This is a genomic window from Pontibacter populi (genome assembly GCF_019336435.1).
Classification (GTDB): domain Bacteria; phylum Bacteroidota; class Bacteroidia; order Cytophagales; family Hymenobacteraceae; genus Pontibacter; species Pontibacter humidus.
Genome location: NZ_JAHWXQ010000003.1, coordinates 192,748 through 210,067, shown reverse-complemented (window position 1 = coordinate 210,067; position 17,320 = coordinate 192,748). Strand labels below are relative to the sequence as shown.

General features: G+C 46.3%; 17 protein-coding genes. 5 read left to right on the top strand and 12 right to left on the bottom strand.

The genetic code is table 11. The features are described 5' to 3' along the window. Positions 1-106: 106 nt before the first annotated feature. A complete protein-coding gene (locus KYK27_RS12700; RefSeq protein ID WP_199110423.1) occupies positions 107-1,243 on the top strand; it encodes a murein L,D-transpeptidase in 1,137 nt (378 codons plus the stop codon). Position 1,244: 1 nt separating this feature from the next. On the opposite strand, the gene KYK27_RS12695 is transcribed toward KYK27_RS12700, so the two are convergent. The 4 genes from KYK27_RS12695 to KYK27_RS12680 are packed head-to-tail and all read right to left on the bottom strand — an operon-like array spanning position 1,245 to position 3,749. Beyond that, a complete protein-coding gene (locus KYK27_RS12695) occupies positions 1,245-1,847 on the bottom strand; it encodes a TIGR04282 family arsenosugar biosynthesis glycosyltransferase (protein ID WP_199110422.1) in 603 nt (200 codons plus the stop codon). Continuing rightward, a complete protein-coding gene (locus KYK27_RS12690; protein ID WP_199110421.1) occupies positions 1,837-2,340 on the bottom strand; it encodes a rhodanese-like domain-containing protein in 504 nt (167 codons plus the stop codon). Before KYK27_RS12690 ends, KYK27_RS12695 begins: the two co-directional genes overlap by 11 nt. A gap of 14 nt (positions 2,341-2,354) precedes the next feature. Continuing rightward, on the bottom strand, positions 2,355-3,410 hold the full coding sequence (arsS, locus tag KYK27_RS12685; RefSeq protein ID WP_199110420.1) for an arsenosugar biosynthesis radical SAM (seleno)protein ArsS: 1,056 nt from the start codon (positions 3,408-3,410) through the stop codon (positions 2,355-2,357). A 3-nt stretch (positions 3,411-3,413) separates the two neighbouring features. After that, complete coding sequence (locus tag KYK27_RS12680; protein ID WP_199110419.1) at positions 3,414-3,749, bottom strand: arsenosugar biosynthesis-associated peroxidase-like protein; 336 nt, start codon at positions 3,747-3,749, stop codon at positions 3,414-3,416. Between the two features lie 221 nt (positions 3,750-3,970). Between KYK27_RS12680 and KYK27_RS12675 the strand changes: the two genes are divergently transcribed. Next, complete coding sequence (locus KYK27_RS12675; protein WP_199110418.1) at positions 3,971-5,362, top strand: NAD-dependent succinate-semialdehyde dehydrogenase; 1,392 nt, start codon at positions 3,971-3,973, stop codon at positions 5,360-5,362. Between the two features lie 597 nt (positions 5,363-5,959). On the opposite strand, the gene KYK27_RS12670 is transcribed toward KYK27_RS12675, so the two are convergent. The 5 genes from KYK27_RS12670 to KYK27_RS12650 form a co-directional block, all read right to left on the bottom strand. Next, positions 5,960-6,724, bottom strand: coding sequence for a YdcF family protein (locus KYK27_RS12670; protein WP_199110417.1), 765 nt, complete (start codon positions 6,722-6,724; stop codon positions 5,960-5,962). Positions 6,725-6,878: 154 nt separating this feature from the next. After that, entirely contained in the window at positions 6,879-7,100 is a 222-nt protein-coding gene (locus tag KYK27_RS12665) for a DUF2905 domain-containing protein (protein WP_199110416.1), read from the bottom strand. A gap of 10 nt (positions 7,101-7,110) precedes the next feature. Beyond that, positions 7,111-7,710, bottom strand: a complete 600-nt coding sequence (locus KYK27_RS12660) for a hypothetical protein (protein ID WP_199110415.1) — start codon at positions 7,708-7,710, stop codon at positions 7,111-7,113. Next, positions 7,710-8,552 carry a metallophosphoesterase family protein gene (locus KYK27_RS12655; protein ID WP_199110414.1) on the bottom strand — a complete coding sequence of 281 codons (843 nt, stop codon included), beginning with the start codon at positions 8,550-8,552 and terminating at the stop codon, positions 7,710-7,712. Before KYK27_RS12655 ends, KYK27_RS12660 begins: the two co-directional genes overlap by 1 nt. A gap of 106 nt (positions 8,553-8,658) precedes the next feature. Beyond that, a complete protein-coding gene (locus KYK27_RS12650; RefSeq protein ID WP_199110413.1) occupies positions 8,659-9,531 on the bottom strand; it encodes a glycosyltransferase family 2 protein in 873 nt (290 codons plus the stop codon). A gap of 109 nt (positions 9,532-9,640) precedes the next feature. On the opposite strand from KYK27_RS12650, the gene KYK27_RS12645 reads away from it, so the two are divergent. Then, a complete protein-coding gene (locus KYK27_RS12645) occupies positions 9,641-12,088 on the top strand; it encodes a type IA DNA topoisomerase (protein WP_199110412.1) in 2,448 nt (815 codons plus the stop codon). 73 nt (positions 12,089-12,161) lie between these two features. Here KYK27_RS12645 and KYK27_RS12640 read toward each other — a convergent pair whose 3' ends face one another. Continuing rightward, positions 12,162-12,554 carry an Ig-like domain-containing protein gene (locus KYK27_RS12640; protein WP_199110411.1) on the bottom strand — a complete coding sequence of 131 codons (393 nt, stop codon included), beginning with the start codon at positions 12,552-12,554 and terminating at the stop codon, positions 12,162-12,164. 468 nt (positions 12,555-13,022) lie between these two features. Here KYK27_RS12640 and KYK27_RS12635 point away from each other — a divergent pair, with 468 nt between their 5' ends. Together KYK27_RS12635 and KYK27_RS12630 are read left to right on the top strand one after the other, a co-directional pair. Next, positions 13,023-14,105: an SWFGD domain-containing protein gene (locus KYK27_RS12635; protein WP_199110410.1), complete on the top strand. Its 1,083-nt coding sequence runs from the start codon at positions 13,023-13,025 to the stop codon at positions 14,103-14,105. A 215-nt stretch (positions 14,106-14,320) separates the two neighbouring features. Beyond that, positions 14,321-14,914 carry a porin family protein gene (locus tag KYK27_RS12630; RefSeq protein ID WP_199110409.1) on the top strand — a complete coding sequence of 198 codons (594 nt, stop codon included), beginning with the start codon at positions 14,321-14,323 and terminating at the stop codon, positions 14,912-14,914. Positions 14,915-15,004: 90 nt separating this feature from the next. Here KYK27_RS12630 and KYK27_RS12625 read toward each other — a convergent pair whose 3' ends face one another. Beyond that, on the bottom strand, positions 15,005-15,643 hold the full coding sequence (locus KYK27_RS12625; RefSeq protein ID WP_199110408.1) for a carbonic anhydrase: 639 nt from the start codon (positions 15,641-15,643) through the stop codon (positions 15,005-15,007). Between the two features lie 48 nt (positions 15,644-15,691). Further along, positions 15,692-17,263 (bottom strand): SulP family inorganic anion transporter, encoded by a 1,572-nt coding sequence (locus KYK27_RS12620; RefSeq protein ID WP_199110407.1) that lies wholly within the window; start codon positions 17,261-17,263, stop codon positions 15,692-15,694. Between the last annotated feature and the right edge of the window lie 57 nt (positions 17,264-17,320).

Here is a 17,320-nt window from a genome sequence, read left to right as displayed (position 1 = left end):
CCTATACTTTGATTAAAACCGTCTTAAAAGCAAAATGTTCTCAGGGCAAAACTATACTATAGTAGCGTAACCGCGTAGACAAAAATACAGATTCTCAGTTTCAATCATGTTTTATTGGCTTGCAGCGGTGCTATTGTTTTTGCTCCCTTTCCGAAGTGCGGCGCAGCTTGCCGAACCGGCATGGCTTAATCCCAAGCGACAGGCAGAACTGATGCAACAGGCCATTGAACTATACACCTGTATTGCTACCGTAAACGAGTGGAATACTTTGCCGCCGGACCTGCGTCTGAGCCCCGGCGACACAAATGTGGTGGTACCCAAACTGCAACATAATTTACTACTAACCAAAGATCTTTCTTCGGAGCACCTGGATTCTACATCAGTATATGATTCATTGCTGGTGGCGGCAACTATAAATTTTCAGAAACGCCACGGCATTAAACCGGATGGGCGGATTGGTCCGCAAACAGTGGCGGCTATAAATGTGCCGCCGTCTCAAAAGCTGAAATTGCTACAGGCAAACCTCCAACGCTGGCAAACAACTTGTGCCGGCATCGAATATCCAGCTGTTTTCATTAACATACCGGATTATAAACTATACCTGGCCGATAGTAGCAAAGTGCTGCTGCAGATGCGCGCTATCGTTGGCAAGAAAAGTTCGCCCACCTACCTGAACAACACAGAACTGCTAAGCATTGTGGTAAACCCGAACTGGAACCTGCCGCGCTCTATTTCCCTGAACGAGATCGTGCCTATCCTGCGCCGCAACCCGAATTACCTGTACAAACGCAACATGCGCGTGTACCTGGATGGGCAACAGATAAATCCCTGGCAGGTAAACTGGCACAAGGTGAATGCAGCTAATTTTAACTATCAGATCGTACAGCTGCCGGGTAAGCAAAATGAGTTAGGAGAGCTTAAGTTTCTGTACAACAGCAAGGTAAATCAGTACATGCACGACACGCCGCGAAAAGAGCTGTTCAACTACCAGCAACGCGATTTCAGTCATGGCTGTATCAGGCTGGAAAAACCCTACGAGCTGGCATTATATTTACTGCAACAACGGTCAGATCAACCGGAAAAGAAAGCGAAGGAATTGCTGGCCAAATGGGACCGGAACCTGTACCTGAGAATCAGGAGGCCGATGCCGCTGTATATTATTTACCAGACCAGTTGGGTAGATCAGGATGGGAAAGTACAGTTCCGCCCGGATGTTTACGGGTATGAAAGTGCGAATCTATAGTTCAGGAATCTGCCAGCCAGTCGAAATCCACATCCTCCACGTGGTCTACATCCGAGAGCTCGGGCAATAGTTTGTGCGATAAGTGGAGCCGCTCCACATCGTACAAGGTCTCATCAAAAACAGTGGAAGTGCTCCAGGTTTTGTTCTGGAAAAGCTCTGCGTATAGTCTGTTCATGCCCAGCAAATAATAACCGCCATCCAGCGCCGGACCGATCACAACTTCATGCGTCTTTAACGCCTCAAAAGCCTGTTCAATAATTTCCGGTGTCAGTTGTTTGCAATCGCTCCCGATGATTACGACCGAACTATAGCCAGCGGCGAAAGCATCTTCAAAAGCAGCCTGCATTTTCTGGCCAAGATCTCCCTGTGTTTGCAAATGATGCTGGTAAATTGCCTTGGGCCATAGTTCATCATCAACAATAGCATCCGCAAAATAAACAGCTTTATCAGTTTGCAGTTTTTCAGTTACCTGGCGGGTATGCTGCAACAGGTGAATGTAAATTCCGAGCGCAACTTCGGGGCCAACAGCCTCGGCCAGGCGCGTCTTTACCTTGCCCAGCTCGGGAGCACGCACAAACAGTAATAATAGTCGATTAGGATCCATACACTTTCTCTCCTTCCGTTAACCAGTAACTCCAGAAGCGGGAATATGCATGTATACGATTGGTCTGCCCGTTGGCATCAAAAACAGGATAACCCATGTTTACCCAGCTAAATAGCCCGCCACGCAGGTTGTGAACATCTTTATAGCCAGCTTCCAATAACTGCAATCCTGCCTTTGAACTTCGCACCCCGACAGAACAGTAAACGATGACCCGCGCATCCTTCGGGATATCGGCCAGATCATCCACCTGAAAGGTATTATAGTTTATGGCTTTAGCCCCTTTTAAATGGCTTACCTGGTATTCCTCCGGCGTTCGCACATCCAGCAAAATGTATGGTTCTTCAGAGGCATTAAGATCTTCCGGATCGATGCTGGGAACAGCCTGATTGGAGACGATATTGGTAAGCAAACTATACGTATAGTGCTTGCCCAGGTCTGTAAAAACGATGGCTGCAACTATAAATACAAGTAAAAAGAGTATTCGTTTAGGCATGTAGCAACTTTAGGTTAAGCAACGGTTTGCCCACCGCAACTAGAGCCGGCTCCGGCTGTGCAACCATAACAATGCTGATTCAGGATAATATCACGTTTGTTAAGGGCTGCCAGGCTAAAATCGCGGATGTGTTGCGGGGCAGTTGGGCTAACGTGCAACTCGAGCATTTGGTTGAAGTCGCAATCGTATAAATACCCGTCCCAGCCAACCGAGATGGTGTTTCGGCACATCACACTGGCCGCGGCAGCCGGATTAAAAGCATCCACCAGCTTTTCCATATAGCTTTCATAGTTGCCGCTTTGCATCAGGTACTCCAGGTAGCGGCTTATGGGCAGGTTGGTGATGCAGAAAAGGTTGTTGAAATCGATATCAAAACCAGACTTCAGTCTTCGTTTAAATTCAGCTTCCAGAGACTGTTGAGCGGCCGGTAAAAAGGCGCCCGATGGATTGTAAACCAGATCGAGTTGCAGACCGGAACCAGCTTTGCCATACCCTACCTCATTCAGCAATTGCAGTGCTTTTATCGACTTGTCAAACACACCATCGCCACGCTGGGCATCGGTGCGGCTGGCAGCAAAGTAAGGCAACGACGACACCACCTGCACCTTATGTTCTTTAAAGAAAAGCGGCATGTCGTGGTACTTCTTATTAGCCAGGATAATGGTCAGGTTGCAGCGCACGACGATCTGCTTCCCCAGCTTCGAAAGTTCTTCTACAAACCACCTGAAATCCGGGTTCATTTCCGGTGCTCCGCCTGTTAAATCTATAGTTGTAATGTCAGGTGATTTCACCAGCGCATCCAGGCAAAGCTGCATCGTCTCACGGGTCATGATCTCCTTGCGGTCCGGGCCGGCATCGACGTGGCAATGCCGGCAGGTCTGGTTGCACATTTTGCCCACATTTACCTGCAGTATCGTAGCGCCGGTTGGTTTTAGCGGGTACAGGTTATGCTGCTGTAGCTGCGCAGCAAACTCCGGGAACTGCGCACCCTGTTGCAGCACCGTAAGCTGGTAAGCGGGTTCTGATAATTCGTGTTTCTGTCTGTGAAGCGATGTAGCGGAAAGCGCCATAAATTACATGGTAAGTTCTTTGATCTTGTTCATCATCTGCACGCCGTGCACCAGCGCTGCGCCGCCTTTTATAGCTGCTGCTACGTGCACTGCTTCCATCATCTGATTCTCATCCGCACCTTTCTGCAAACAATCCGAAGTATAGGCATCAATGCAATACGGGCACTGCACTGCATGCGACACGGCCAGGGCGATCAATGCTTTTTCACGGGCAGTGAGGGCGCCTTCTTTAAACACCTCGCCATAATAATCGAAGAACTTGTTGCCCATTTCAGGCTGAAGTTTTGTTATATCGCCAAACTTTTTCAGATCGGCCGGGTCGTAATATGTCTTTTCCATAAACTATAAATGCATGTATGTTATAAAGCAGTAACAAGCTTCATTGTTTCCGGTTACTATATGTAAAGCTACGTCAGGCTTGGCTTAAAAATAAACTATTCATAAAAAAACACCTGCCTGCTTGCATGCTGCGCTGTTACAAACTATAGTTTAATCCCCTATAGTTTATGGTCTGCAAGGCAGGCGTTGCGTATATTTACTTTTGATACTAACACGATACTATGGCCATCCAAACTATGAATCCGGCCACCAATGAGGTGGTAAAAACATTTGAACCCCACACTTCTGAGGAAGTCACCCAGAAAATAGAAGCTGCTGATAAAGCTTTTAAAAGCTGGCGGAAAACAACTTTTGCTGAACGCGCCAAACTGATGCAAAAGTGCGCCGACATACTGGAAAATGACGCAGAAAAATACGGCCGCATCATTACCCTGGAAATGGGAAAACCTTTGAAAGATGGCATCTCGGAAGTAAAAAAATGTGCCCTTGCTTGCCGGTATTACGCTGAAAATGCAGAAGACTTTTTAAAGGACGAAGAGGTAGAAACCAAAGCAGAAAAAAGCCTGATCGCGTATGAGCCGCTGGGCGTTATCCTGGCCGTTATGCCCTGGAATTTTCCGTTCTGGCAAGTATTCCGTTTCCTGGCTCCTGCGCTAATGGCTGGCAATACCGGATTATTGAAACATGCTTCCAACGTGCCGCAATGCGCGCTGGCTATTGAGGAGATAATTCGCAAAGCCGGCTTCCCCGAAGAGGTATTTTATACCTTGCTGATTGGCTCTAAAGAAGTGGACGCTGTGATACAACACCCGGCTGTAAAAGCAGTAACCTTAACGGGCAGCGAAGCTGCTGGCGCAAACGTAGCGGCCACAGCAGGCAAGGAGATCAAAAAAACGGTTTTAGAGTTGGGCGGCAGCGACCCGTTTATAGTTTTGGCTGATGCGGACATGGAACTGGCTGCTGAGAACGCTATGAAATCGAGGATGGTGAATACCGGCCAAAGCTGTATTGCCGCCAAGCGTTTTATAGTTGCAGAAACTATAGCTGATGCTTTTTTAGAAAAAATGAAGCAGAAAATGGCTACTCTTAAAACCGGTGATCCTTTAAAAGATGATTGTGACTATGGCCCGATGGCACGCCCGGATCTTGCCGAAGAATTGCAGGAACAGGTCAAAAAATCAATAGAAAAAGGAGCGAAAGTTATATTGGATGGCGGACGCGAAGGAAAAGACAGCGCGTACTTTAAACCCATGATCCTGACCAATGTAAAGCCCGGCATGCCTGCTTACGACGAAGAAATGTTTGGCCCCGTAGCCGCGTTTATAGTTGCCAAAGACGAAGACGACGCTATCCGAATTGCCAACGATTCCCGCTTCGGTTTAGCCGGCTCCGTGTGGACCAAAGACCACGAACGCGGCTTAAAAGTAGCTCGCCAGGTAGACTCAGGTGCTGTGTTTGTAAACGCGATGGTTGCCTCCTCGCCTGAAATGCCGTTCGGTGGTATTAAAAAATCCGGTTACGGCCGCGAATTGTCTTATGTAGGGATTCGCGAATTTGTAAACCAGAAAAGTATCTGGGTTGGCGCCTCACCTACAAATATTCAGGGAGACTAGGAAGTTTGGGAGTTTAAGAGTTTAAGAGTTAGAGAGTTAGAGAGTTTGGGAAGTTAGGAAGTTAATAAGTTAATAAGTTATAGAGTTTGATAGTAAGAATGATAAACATACCGCATGTTTAGCTTTAGCGTAACTTGTGGTTTTTGCTTGGTGCCAGTTTGTAACTGGCTTCCTGAGCGAGCAGGAAAAGACAGGTAGCTGAAATCTATAGTTAGAAAGATCTATAGTTGTAATAATTACCATGGCACGAGCGTCCTCGCTCGTAACTAACTATAGTTGGGCCTCTGGTCCCGTTGGATTACAAATCCAACTTTATATGAAAGTTACGGATCACAGATTTTCGGTAGCTCAGTTTAGACCAAACTATAGTTGCACGGCCATCGCTAATCTTGCTTTTTCAAAGCAAAGCAAGTTGAAAACTTGCTGCCATTCACAACCACAAGTTACGCGAAAGCTAAACTTGCGGCAGAAACGTGGTTCTGAGATTCTATTAAATCTACATTAATCTCAGTTCGGACAAAAAGTTGCAAAGCATTTTGTCCCTCCAACTTTCTAATTTTCTAATTCTTAAACTCCTAAACTCTCTAACTCCTAAACTTAAAGATATCCCATCAGCTTGTAAACGACATATCCGGTAATTTCGTGGATAAGCAGGTGCCAGTTACTGAACGAGCCTGCATTGGGAACTATAGTTTCGTCGGGAGTCAGATACCTTGGAGCCGAATAAAAGTCTGTGCTATATACATCAACTGCTACACCAGCTTTTTTAAAGCAGGCTTCGGAGCGGCGCATATGAAACGCGGAAGTCACCAGCAAACGCTTTTTCCATTCAGGATGGTTGGCCAGTACCTTTGCTGTATTCACCGCATTTTCATGCGTGTTGCGGCTATTGCTTTCGGTAGTGATATCTTCTTCGGCCACGCCGGCCATCAGCAATATTTTTTCGAGCTGCTCAGCTTCGGGCACAGCTATTCCGGTTACGCGTCCATCCCCCCCCGAAATCAGGAAATGCTCAATTTTACCTAAACGGTATAGTTGCAAGGGATGTAAAAAGCGATCTGCTCCTTTGTTCGTGTGTATCCGGTCTGGCAGGTCTTCGCGGTAGCCGGTTACGCCTGTGAGTATAATGGCTACATCATATTGCCCCAAATCTTTAACCGGGGTGGCTCTTACTTCCCATGCGCGCCAGGCTTCGTTCTCTAAAAATGGGTTTGATAAAACAGTGAGAATTGCCAACGCTGCTACTAAAAAGCCGCGCTTGTACTTAGCGTTTCTCAGGAACAGGGCCAGGAAAAGGAACAGCAACACCCACAGAATTGGCATCAGGAAAAGTTGCAGCAGCTTGGATAACAGGAAAAACATAGCAGGTTAAAAGTTTAGCCAAAGTAGCAGAAAGACAAACAGCATGACCAGAATGGCAATAATGTCTTTGTGCAGTTTAAACTTTGGAAACATGTAGGCTCATTTTGCCCTGCCAAGATAGGAAACTATAGTTAAACCTGAAAACAGCTATAGTTTAGAAGAACTTCCGGAAAACCCATAACAACAACGAAAGCAGGGCGCTCAGCAGCAACATAGTGGTGATGGGGAAATAGACACGCACGTTTTTCTTTTCCACTTTTACATCGCCGGGCAGGTTGCCAAACCAGTTCAGTTTATCGCCGGCAAACCAGACCAGTAACCCGACCACAAATATAATAACACCAACTATAACAATATATTTACCTGCAGGCTGCATACTCTATAGTTTAAAAAGTTACACGTGCACCGATGGAAATGTTCAGGATATCCCCTACACTTAAGCTCTCATCCTTAAACCAGGACGTAGCAACCAGGTCATATGTTCCGAGCTCGCTGTAAAGACCTATTTTTTTAACGCTACTGTTTTGCAGATCTTTGGTAACAGCTGCTCCTGCAAAGCCCAGCAACCGTATCTTCGGCGACCACCAGTAATAGTTCTTAGGATACTTATCGTCCCAGGTAAGCGGATATTTGTCATTAAAATAATAGCTCAGCCCCAACCCTATCTGAAAAGGAATTACTTCAAAAGCACGGCGCCGCTCTATTTTCCAGGGCTTATAGATCGCTTTCAGGGTTAGCAGATGTTCTGTTTCATCGGAGTCAAACTTAGGTACAAAACCATAAAGTAGATCTGCTGCCAGTCGGTCATTGGCAAATTCGTATCCAGGACCTATGGCAAACATGCCCATGTTGCCGGCAAACTGCAGAACTGCCGCATCAGGTGCATACCAGGGCTTTTCTTTTGTAAGTGAGTCCGCTGGTTGCTCCTGGGCAAAGGCATTTGTGGCCAGCATAAAAACAGCTAACCAAAGCACACACTGCTTCATCAGGATTCGCCTTTAGTTGAGATGCGTTCGAACGAAACATTTTCATTGTTCACGCGCATCAGAATAAATTCCTGGTCGTCTGCTTCGCCAACATTCATGTATTTTGTTCCGCCATCTTCCAGTTGGTACGTTTCAAAACTATGGTTATGACCGTGTATGCTCATACTCACCTTATATTTGTTCATTAGTTCGCGATAGCGGGCTGCATTTGCTTCGCCAAAAGCCGGACTGGTAGGCGGAATATGCGACAATACAAAGACCTGCTTGTAAGCATCTCTGTCAGATAGTTCGCTTTCCAACCAGTTAAGATCGAGCGCGGCACCATTAAATTCCCAGTAATTCGTGTTGATAAAGATAAATTTAGAATGCCCAGCCACAAAACTGAAGTTATAAGGGCCATACATTTCTTTGTATAGTTGCATGCCGTTACTTACCGCATCGTGGTTGCCTATGACCGTTACTAACGGAGCATTAAGTTTGCCCAGCCGCTCGTTTATCAGCCGGAATTCCTTTAGCAAACCAAAGTCTGTAATATCGCCATTGTGCAGTACAAACTGTACCCCATCCAGGTTGTTAAGGTGGGTCACAATTGTTTCCGTATCCTTGTAATATCCCTGTGTATCAGAAATTAAAGCAAAAGTTATAGTTGCGTCTTCGGCTATATTCTGCTCCAGAATACGGTTGATATTTTTCTGGTTTAGCTCACGCTCATTGTCGCGAAGCCTGATCTCATAAGGGCTGTATTCGAATTTATCGCATGCCTGCAAAAGTAGTAGCGATGCTGTAAGCGAGGTAAGCGTAAGCCGTTTAAAGTAGTTATATTTTGTAATAGTGTTATGCATGTCGTGGTATTTACTGTAGTATATACCATTAGTGCAATTAATTGTTTAGCATGGAGTAGCAAATTTTTAAGCAGAATGATGCTAAGGGAGGTGAGTTTATATGAGCTTATATGATTTTATAGTTACGATACTCCCAAAGTCTGTACCCAGATATACTTTCTACAAATAACCTGATCCTATCTTTCAGGCTGAAACGGCGGTAACTCAGGTCGTAATCAAATTTCCAGTTGATCCTGTTTATGCGGCCCTGCATTACAGCCGGGTGCGTACCTTTAAAAAGTCCAAGCGCATCCACACCCGAATAATCAAACTCATCGGCAGTGGCAATGTTCTTCTCAACCCATTCGTCCGTGTGGTACAGGCGGTTAAAGCTTTTTTGTTTGTCCTGCATGGCACGCGGATCTTTTACCCAACCATAGTGGTACACAAAAGCGTCGATCAGCTTTACATTAAGTTTCACATTTTCTCCCTTCCTAAAGCCCTGCGCATCGTGGTAAGAAAAAATGTCTTTCCGATTTCGCGCTATCCTTACCTCCCGGCGGTACCAGCGCGTCGATTCGCCAACAAAGTCGTACGAACCATAGAAGTGCTTATAGTTGAACAGCAGGCCATCTACTTTCGCATCATTCTTATACTGCTCCATCGCCTTTTTTATAGCTGGGAGGTACTGCTCGTGCACCACTTCATCACCCTGTATGTAAAATGCCCAGTCAGCGTCTGGCGAGATGGCGGCAAAAGCTTTGTTGGTTTCCTCAGCCAGCACACGTCCACCCTCGCGCAACGAATCATCCCAGACAGTTTCAACAATGCGTATTTTTGGGGAATCTATACTCCGGATCAGGCCCAGCGTGTCATCTTCAGAATTACCAACGGCTACCACCACCTCGTCGCAGATCGGGAGTATGGATTTAATGGCTTCCACCACAGGGTAGTCGTACCTGATAGCATTCCGGACAAAGGTAAAACCGCTTACTTTCATGTGTAAAATGTGGCCTGATTTAAGCGTGCAATTTAGTTAAAAGGTACAGATTCCCGCATAAAAGCGTTAAATTTGAATTCTATAGTTATACCAGAAAGGATACAAGAGCTTGAAAGTTTGCATTGCTGAAAAACCGAGTGTGGCCCGCGAAATTGCCAATGTAATTGGTGCTAAAAACAGGATGGACGGCTATTTTGAAGGTAATGGCTACCAGGTAACCTGGACGTTCGGGCACTTCTGCACCCTGCGCGAACCCGACGATTACCGCCCTGAGTGGAAACGCTGGAGCATCCACGACCTGCCCATGTTGCCGGAACAATACGGCATTAAGCTGATGCAGGACAGTGGCGTACAGAAGCAGTTCAAGATCATCAAGCAACTTTTAGATAATGCCGAAGAAGTCATAAACTGCGGAGATGCCGGCCAGGAAGGAGAAGTAATACAGCGCTGGGTATTAACGGAAGCCAAATACAGAAAGCCTTTCAAACGTCTCTGGATATCATCACTTACTGAAGAAGCCATACGACAGGGTTTTGCCAAGCTACGCGAAGGTTCGGAGTTCGATTCGCTGTACCAGGCCGGTAAAAGCCGCGCCATCGGCGATTGGCTGCTGGGTTTAAATGCCACACGTTTGTTTACGCTGAAGTATGCCAACGGCAGCCGCCAGACCTTATCAATTGGCCGTGTGCAGACACCCACGCTGGCCATGCTGGTTAACCGCCACCACGAGATTACCAACTTTGTGCCGCAGCCTTTCTGGGAACTAAAGACCGTATACCGCGATGTAACGTTTGCCAGTACCAACGGCCGTTTCCAGAAAGAGGAAGATGCGCAGAAGATTATGGAGGCCATTAAACAGGCCGAGCTAACTATAACCGACGTTGAGACCAAAAAAGGAACCGAGGCGCCGCGTAACTTATTCGACCTGACGTCACTGCAGATAGAGTGCAATAACAAACTGGGCATGTCGGCAGACGAAACCCTGAAGACGGTGCAAAGCCTGTACGAGAAAAAAGTGGTTTCCTATCCGCGTGTAGATACTACTTACTTGCCGGACGATATTTACCCGAAGATACCGGGCATCCTGCAGGGCCTCGACAACTATAGACAGGAAGTAGCACCACTGCTGCAGGACAAGATCCGAAAGACAAAAAAAGTATTCAACAACAATAAAGTAACCGACCACCACGCCATTATTCCTACCGGTTCATCGGCCAACGTACTATATGGTCGCGAAGCGGACGTATATGATATCATCACCCGTCGTTTTTTAGCTGCCTTTTACCCGGATTGTATTGTTAGCAACACGACCGTGAATGCGGAATCGGCAGGTTATACGTTCAGAGTGCGTGGCAAGCAGATTCTGGAACCGGGCTGGCGCGTGCTGTATGGTGCGGAAGATATAAAACCGGACGCTCCTGCCAAAGAGGGTGAAGCCGAAGAAGTAACAACTGGTGTTCTACCTCATTTCGATAAAGGCGAACATGGCCCGCACGAGCCTTTGCTGGAAAAGAAAATGACCAACCCGCCGAAGGAGTACACGGAAGCTACCCTGCTGCGCGCCATGGAAACTGCCGGCAAACAGATGGAAGACGAAGAACTGAAAGATGCCCTCAAAGAGAACGGTATCGGTCGTCCGTCTACGCGCGCTGCTATCATCGAAACACTTTACAAACGCCAGTACATCCGCAAAGACAAAAAGAAGATCATCCCGACACAAATGGGTATTGACCTAATTGGTGTGATCAAGAACCAGACACTGAAGTCGGCGGAGATGACGGGGCAATGGGAAAAGAAACTACGCCAGATTGAAGGCGGCGAATTTAAGGCCGAAGCCTTTTTGCAGGAACTTCAGAACTTTGTGATCAGCCTGGTACAGGAAGTAAAATACGATACCGCCACGGTAACTATAGAGCCACAGGCCAGCACAACTGCTCCGGCTAAAGCAGGCGGCACTACCGCCAAAGCTAAAAAACCAGCCACAGCAAAAGAGAAAACAGCCGCACCAACCCAAGGACTTGGCTCCTGCCCTGCCTGCCAGCAAGGCTATATAGTTAAAGGTTCTTCGGCGTATGGGTGCATCCGGTACAAAGATGGCTGTCGCTTTTTAATTCCGATAGAACAGTTTGGCAAGCCGCTGAACGAGAAACAAGTAACTGCACTGCTCACAAAGGGCAAAACACCAACTATAAAAGGCTTGCAGGGAGCTGATGGAAATAGCTTTGATGGAATCCTGAAACTGAATGGCCAGCAGATACAGGTAGAAGTCGCGGAAAAGAAGCCCGCTGCTGACCCGTTTGCGACCTGTCCGCGATGTAAGCAAGGTAAAATGCTGAAGGGCAGTACCGCATATGGTTGCAGCCGCTTTAGAGAAGGTTGCCAGTTTAAAGTACCCTTTGAGATTGGTGGTAAAACGCTTTCCGAAAAACAGATCGCGACGTTACTTACCAAAGGCAAGACCGGGAAAATCAAAGGCTTTATATCGCATAAAACCGGTAATGCTTTTGAAGCATCGCTGACTATAAATGACCAGTGGCAGGTAGTGTACCAATTCTAAAACCCCAACCCTATAAATAACAAAGGGCAACTGCTATAGTTGCCCTTTGTTATTTATGTAAAGTTGTTCGCCTTTATTTAAGAATAAAGTTAACCTGCTCTTCCGAAACATTTGTACGTCCATCAGTTGCCCGAACTACTAACTGGTAAGTACCAGGTGCCAGGTTCTCAACAGATATAAGCGTATCAAAGTCTACCACATTTTTACGCGATACTTTGCTGTACGTAATAAAATTCGTTTCATGACCTTTTACCGCAACATCTACTTTTACAGCATCCTTATCTACAGCTGTAACATAAATGCGCAACCCCTTCGTCTGGCTGACAGACTGGTTGTTGGTAGGGTTGTTTATCGTTAAGCTTGGATTTGAACCATCTGGTCCCATGTTATCCTCTTCCAGAAGGTCATCGCAGCCCGATAAGGCTACTATGGCGAGCATAGAAGCCAGTATTGTTTTAAATTTCATGGTATGTATTGGCTAAAAGAAAATTACCCCAAAGAACCCATAACTTAAAAATACCATTTAATAGTTCAAGTCAGCATCCTTTTAAGGTAATTCCAAAGTACAAATCATTTAATTTACAGCCTATTAAGTACAAAAATATTTTTCAAAAAACCATCCAAAACAAAGTATATTATTTTTATAATACAAATTTACCTAGCATTCAACACCCTACTTTCTTCAACTGGCAGGTGGTAATCTTATAAACCGATCTTTTCTCATAAAAACACTACCTCAATATCAAGTTGAGAACTGTAAAAAAACTGGCTTGTGCTGTGCAAATTCTATAGTTGCTACCCACCTGAATGCCTGCCTGCTATGTGGTCTGACAGATAACTTAATGCTGAATGAACCGTAAAAAAGCACGTTGCATTGGCATTGCCCTTGCAGCATTTCTTTGAATATTTTATTAATCGAAAAACCCCAAAATCTATGAGAAGCTATGAAAACTCGGGTTACAACCCGCACGGCGAAAACCAACGAACTGAGTCCAGAGGCTCGTCCGGAAATTATTATTCGGACAATTTAAATAGCAGCAGCAGTGATTATAGAAACAGAGCTAACAGAACAGGTTCTAATCTAACTACTGGTCGCGACTATAGTTCAGGCTCAGGATATGGCAGCGGTTCTACATATGGCCGTTCATCCGGTAGCAACTATGGCTCGGGCAGTAATTATGGAACTTCAGGTTATGGCTCTTCCGGATATGGTTCTTCTTCTGGCTACGGCTCATCAAACTATAACAGAAATATGGGTACATCAGGCTCACGCTACGGCAGCGATTATGACCGCAGTGGCCGTGACTCATGGGACAGAACTGGCGACAGAATCGAAAACGCATGGGATCGTACCAAGAACCGCGTTTCGAATGCCTGGGACCGCATGACAGACGATGATGATACTAGAAACAGAAGCTCCTACGGCAGTGGCTATGGTTCAGGTTCGAGCTATGGCAACCGTTATGGTTCGGGCAGCTCAAACTATGGTTCATCTAACTATGGCAGCACTGGCTATGGCAGCACTGGTTCCGGCTACAGCTCAGGTTCATCTAACTATGGTTCTGGAAGCTCAGGTTATGGTAATACTAACTATGGATCAGGATCATCAAACTATGGCCGTGGCTCTTCTTACGGCAGCATGGGCACCGGCTCTACAGGCTATGGCTCAGGCAGCTATGACAGAGACAGAAGCTCAGGCTATGGTTCATCAAACTATGGTTCGGGTTCAGGCAGCTACGACAGAGACCGTTACACAAGCGACTATAGCAGAGGCTACCGCGACAGCGACGAAGACCGTGGCTTTTTTGACCGTGCCGGCGATGAGATAAAGTCGTGGTTTGGTGATGAAGAAGCAGAACGCAGAAGAAGAATGGATGAGATGCGCGATCGTGAAAGCGACAGCGACTATAACCGCTATGGGAGTGGCAGATCATCCTCATCAGGATACTCGTCAGGGTCATATAGCGGACCTCCCTACTCTTACGGATCATCTTCGCGCAGAGACTATGAGTGGTAGAGCTTACAACCGGCCCCGTTATTCTTACGGGTACCAATGGTAGCTACTACATTTGAATAGTGGATGAAACTCCACAAAAAAGCCTTGCTGATTTATTGCAGCAAGGCTTTTTTATTTGCACTTTTGCTGCCCCTAACATTCACAATATTTTAATGTAAGCGGCGCTGTAGCAAGTGCTGTGGTTGTTTATTGCATAACTATCAGAAATTATACTCATGAAAAAAATTGTATTATTATTTTGCTTTTTATCGTTCACGTTCGCAGCATCAGCACAACAGCTTGGTATTAAAGCCGGTGGTACCTATGCAACTTTCAAAGGCGATGACGCAAAGAACTATGATCACCGCGTAGGCTATGCAGCCGGTCTGTTTTATCAGCAGCACATAAACGAACTGATCGGTATTCAGCTGGAAGCTATTTATACTTCCCGCGGAGCACAGAGAGAAGTTGCCAACGTCGAAGACAGATTCAGATTAAACTATGTAGATGTTCCTCTGTTGCTGCATGTTTCGGCTGGCGGCCTGTTCTTTGACCTGGGTCCACAGGCATCGTTTATGGTAAAAGCAAAACGTGTAACCGAGACCACTAACAACAACACTACTGTAACTACAAAAAACGATATTACAGACCACCCTTACAGCATAGATCTGGGTTACGCAGCAGGCATCGGTTACCGTGGTGCAAGCAACATTGGACTTGAGGTTCGTTACACGGGCGGTCTGAAGGATATTGATGATGAAGGCCCATTTGTAAACCAGGAGCGTCGTAACTCTACCATTTTCCTGATGCTGAGCTACCTGTTCTATTAATAAAGTTACTCGCAGCATTTGCTGACTATAAAACAAAAGCCCCGGCCATAAACCGGGGCTTTTCTGTTCACAGATTAAATTAGATCAACTTTAAACCATTTCACTTTCTTCAGTTACACTATAAATGTGCTCGTACCGCTTAAACGAGTTCACATTAACTTTTAAATCACGGAGTAACCCTTCTTTCAGGTCATATACCAGGCCATATAGTTTCGGAGGATTATCGGTTAACATGGCATTCTGGATGATGGACGTTTTGGAAAGGTTATGTACCTGCTCGATCACGTTTAACTCCACAAGGCGACGCAGGCGGGCCTCCTCATCGTAAATGCTGATGATCTCGCGTTCGTGCAGGCGCATCACATCTTTAATATTTCGCAGCCAGTTATCAATTAAGCCAAATTGCTTGTTGCTGGCAGCCGCTGCCACGCCTCCGCAACCATAGTGGCCGACTACCATAATCACTTTTACTTTCAGTACCTCAACGGCATATTGCAACACCGAAAGCAGGTTCATGTCGGTATGTACAACCATGTTGGCAATATTGCGGTGCACAAACATCTCGCCGGGGCCAGTGCCGGTTATGGCTGTAGATGGCACACGGCTATCGGAACAACCGATGAACAGGTAACGCGGCTCCTGCCCTAATGATAACTTGTTAAAATATTCCGGGTCGTCATTCAGTTTCTCCGACACCCATTTCTTATTGTTTTCTAATATCCTTTTCATGCTATAGTTCAGTTAAATTTTCCGTGGTTGATCTTTTTAAATTTGATGTTAGTGTACTTCCATCGCCATTACTTCGGGCACGTTGCGTACCTCAACTGTAATGTTGCGCTCATGGGCAGTTTGCTTAAATTCCTGTATCGCCTCCAGCACATCGTAGTCAATGAATTCTGAGTGCCCCCCGTCAATTAAAACATGGCTATTAGCAGGCATATGGTCCAGGGTAAGCACAATGCTGGCCTTGTTGAGGAAGGACACGTGCTCGCTAAGTTTGATCCGGATAAGTGCTTTGTCTCGTTGCTCCTCTTTGTGGTAAAAGTATGGCGACTTATAGTTTGCTTTCAGAATGTAAAACACGCCTACTGCCAGGCCAACACAGATACCTACAAGCAGGTCAGTAAACAGAATAGCGAGGATGGTAACTATAAAAGGGATGAACTGCTCGGAGCCAAGTTTGAGCTGTCCTTTGTATAAAGCAGGCTTCGTAAGTTTAAAACCAACTATAAGCAGTACCGCAGCAAGAGCAGATAAGGGTACCTGGTTCAGGAAACCAGCCATCAGCACAACAGAGAGCAACAGAAACAAACCATGCACAAAACTTGATAGCCTTGTTTCACCTCCTGCCACTATATTAGCCGAACTACGCACAATTACTGCCGTCATGGGCAAACCACCGATCAGGCCGCTCAGCATGTTGCCTATACCCTGCGCTTTAAGCTCGCGGTTGGTTGGTGTCCGGCGCTTGTGCGGGTCCAGTTTGTCTACAGCCTCTACGCTTAGCAGAGTTTCTAAACTGGCAACTATAGCGATGGTAAAGGCCACTACATAAACAGACGGATTTGTAAAGGAAGCAAAGTCAGGAAGGCGGAGCTCATTGCCAAAATCCTGGAAGCTGGAAATGATTGGCAGATTAACCAGGTGACTGCTGGAGATAGCCAGTTGCGGATAAAAGTTCAGGAACAGGGTATTTATACCTACCGAGGCAAGCACAACTATAAGCGCACCCGGAATAAACTTAAAGAGCTTTACACGTTTAAAAGCAGGCGTATCCCAAAGCAGAAGTATGCCCAGCGAAACCAGGCCAACTATAAACGCCCCCAGGTTAATAGCCGAGATGGCATATGTAATTCCCGAGAAAGTATTTTTCCCGTCGTTCTGTATAAAATTAAGGCTTCCGAAGAAATCCTCGTCAGCCCCTAAAAAGTGAGGGATTTGCTTCAGGATAAGGATAAGCCCAATGGCGGCCAGCATGCCCCGGATAACCGAAGAAGGAAAGTAAAGGCCAATAACACCGGCTTTTAAAAAGCCCAGCACAAGCTGCAACAGGCCTGCCAGCACAACAGCCAGTAAGAACGCTTCATAGGTTTGCAGCGTCTCTATACCGTTCAGCACTATAACCGTAAGTCCGGCGGCAGGGCCACTCACGCTCAGTTGCGAGCCGCTCAGCCACGACACCACCACACCTCCAATTATACCGGTAATAATACCGGCAAACAGCGGCGCGCCCGACGCCAGCGAAATACCAAGGCAAAGTGGCAGCGCCACCAGGAAAACAACCAAACCGGCCGGGATATCTTTGGCCAGCGTAGCAAAACGCGTACTCTTATTTGTTTCTGATCTCATATAAGCTTTTAATCTCACGAGCAACCAACGATTGCCCCGCCCCACAGCAAACTGTAA

Bases quoted from the DNA above. Each gene is read 5' to 3' on its own strand.
- KYK27_RS12680 (WP_199110419.1), bottom strand. From the start codon at position 3,749: ATGGAAAAGACATATTACGACCCGGCCGATCTGAAAAAGTTTGGCGAT.
- KYK27_RS12625 (WP_199110408.1), bottom strand. From the start codon at position 15,643: ATGAAAAGGATATTAGAAAACAATAAGAAATGGGTGTCGGAGAAACTG.
- KYK27_RS12670 (WP_199110417.1), bottom strand. From the start codon at position 6,724: ATGTTTTTCCTGTTATCCAAGCTGCTGCAACTTTTCCTGATGCCAATT.
- KYK27_RS12650 (WP_199110413.1), bottom strand. From the start codon at position 9,531: ATGAAAGTAAGCGGTTTTACCTTTGTCCGGAATGCTATCAGGTACGAC.
- KYK27_RS12655 (WP_199110414.1), bottom strand. From the start codon at position 8,552: ATGCATAACACTATTACAAAATATAACTACTTTAAACGGCTTACGCTT.
- KYK27_RS12675 (WP_199110418.1), top strand. From the start codon at position 3,971: ATGGCCATCCAAACTATGAATCCGGCCACCAATGAGGTGGTAAAAACA.
- KYK27_RS12660 (WP_199110415.1), bottom strand. From the start codon at position 7,710: ATGAAGCAGTGTGTGCTTTGGTTAGCTGTTTTTATGCTGGCCACAAAT.
- KYK27_RS12695 (WP_199110422.1), bottom strand. From the start codon at position 1,847: ATGGATCCTAATCGACTATTATTACTGTTTGTGCGTGCTCCCGAGCTG.
- KYK27_RS12620 (WP_199110407.1), bottom strand. From the start codon at position 17,263: ATGAGATCAGAAACAAATAAGAGTACGCGTTTTGCTACGCTGGCCAAA.
- KYK27_RS12635 (WP_199110410.1), top strand. From the start codon at position 13,023: ATGAGAAGCTATGAAAACTCGGGTTACAACCCGCACGGCGAAAACCAA.
- KYK27_RS12690 (WP_199110421.1), bottom strand. From the start codon at position 2,340: ATGCCTAAACGAATACTCTTTTTACTTGTATTTATAGTTGCAGCCATC.
- KYK27_RS12630 (WP_199110409.1), top strand. From the start codon at position 14,321: ATGAAAAAAATTGTATTATTATTTTGCTTTTTATCGTTCACGTTCGCA.
- KYK27_RS12700 (WP_199110423.1), top strand. From the start codon at position 107: ATGTTTTATTGGCTTGCAGCGGTGCTATTGTTTTTGCTCCCTTTCCGA.
- KYK27_RS12640 (WP_199110411.1), bottom strand. From the start codon at position 12,554: ATGAAATTTAAAACAATACTGGCTTCTATGCTCGCCATAGTAGCCTTA.
- KYK27_RS12665 (WP_199110416.1), bottom strand. From the start codon at position 7,100: ATGCAGCCTGCAGGTAAATATATTGTTATAGTTGGTGTTATTATATTT.
- arsS (WP_199110420.1), bottom strand. From the start codon at position 3,410: ATGGCGCTTTCCGCTACATCGCTTCACAGACAGAAACACGAATTATCA.